The 1,194-nt window shown below is 65.7% G+C and carries 1 protein-coding gene; it reads left to right on the plus strand.

Annotation, left to right across the window (positions count from 1 at the left end; translation table 11 throughout):
* The first annotated feature begins 1 nt into the window (after position 1).
* Positions 2 to 1,192: an elongation factor Tu gene (tuf, locus tag MBSD_RS13765; RefSeq protein ID WP_062537872.1), complete on the plus strand. Its 1,191-nt coding sequence runs from the start codon at positions 2 to 4 to the stop codon at positions 1,190 to 1,192.
* The last annotated feature ends 2 nt before the right edge of the window (positions 1,193 to 1,194 follow it).

Raw genomic sequence — 1,194 nt, forward strand, 5'->3', positions numbered from 1 at the left:
CATGTCCAAGGAAAAGTTCGAGCGTAAGAAGCCGCATGTGAACGTGGGCACGATCGGTCACGTGGACCACGGCAAGACGACGCTGACGGCGGCGCTGACGAAGGTGGGCGCGGAGCGTTTTGGCGGCGAGTTCAAGGCGTACGACCAGATCGACGCGGCGCCGGAAGAGAAGGCGCGCGGCATCACGATTTCGACGGCGCACGTGGAGTACGAGAGCCCGAACCGGCACTACGCGCACGTGGACTGCCCGGGTCACGCCGACTACGTGAAGAACATGATCACGGGTGCGGCGCAGATGGACGGTGCGATTCTGGTGGTGTCGGCGGCGGACGGTCCGATGCCGCAGACGCGCGAGCACATTCTGCTGGCGCGGCAGGTGGGCGTGCCGTACATCGTGGTGTTCCTGAACAAGGCGGACATGGTGGACGACGCGGAGCTGCTGGAGCTGGTGGAGATGGAGGTCCGCGAGCTGCTGTCGAAGTACGACTTTCCGGGCGACGACACGCCGATCATCAAGGGGTCGGCGCTGAAGGCGCTGGAGGGCGACCAGTCGGAGATTGGCGTGCCGGCGATCATCAAGCTGGTGGACGCGCTGGACTCGTACATTCCGGAGCCGGTGCGCGTGCTGGACAAGCCGTTCCTGATGCCGGTGGAGGACGTGTTCTCGATTTCGGGGCGCGGCACGGTGGTGACGGGTCGCGTGGAGCGCGGCGTGGTGAAGGTGGGCGACGAAATCGAGATCGTGGGCATTCGTCCGACGACGAAGACCACGGTGACGGGCGTGGAGATGTTCCGCAAGCTGCTTGACCAGGGTCAGGCGGGCGACAACGTGGGCGTGTTGCTGCGCGGCACGAAGCGCGACGAGGTGGAGCGCGGCCAGGTGCTGTGCAAGCCGGGGACGATCACGCCGCACACGGAGTTCGAGGCGGAGGTGTACGTGCTGTCGAAGGACGAGGGTGGTCGTCACACGCCGTTCTTCAAGGGTTACCGTCCGCAGTTCTACTTCCGCACGACGGACGTGACGGGCGCGGTGGAGCTGCCGGAGGGCGTGGAGATGGTGATGCCGGGCGACAACGTGAAGATGAAGGTGTCGCTGATTGCGCCGATCGCGATGGAAGAGGGCCTGCGCTTCGCGATCCGCGAGGGCGGCCGCACGGTCGGCGCCGGCGTCGTCGCCAAGATCATCAAGTAACG

Source organism: Mizugakiibacter sediminis (assembly GCF_000953855.2).
GTDB lineage: Bacteria > Pseudomonadota > Gammaproteobacteria > Xanthomonadales > Rhodanobacteraceae > Mizugakiibacter > Mizugakiibacter sediminis.

Bases quoted from the DNA above. Each gene is read 5' to 3' on its own strand.
- tuf (WP_062537872.1), top strand. From the start codon at position 2: ATGTCCAAGGAAAAGTTCGAGCGTAAGAAGCCGCATGTGAACGTGGGC.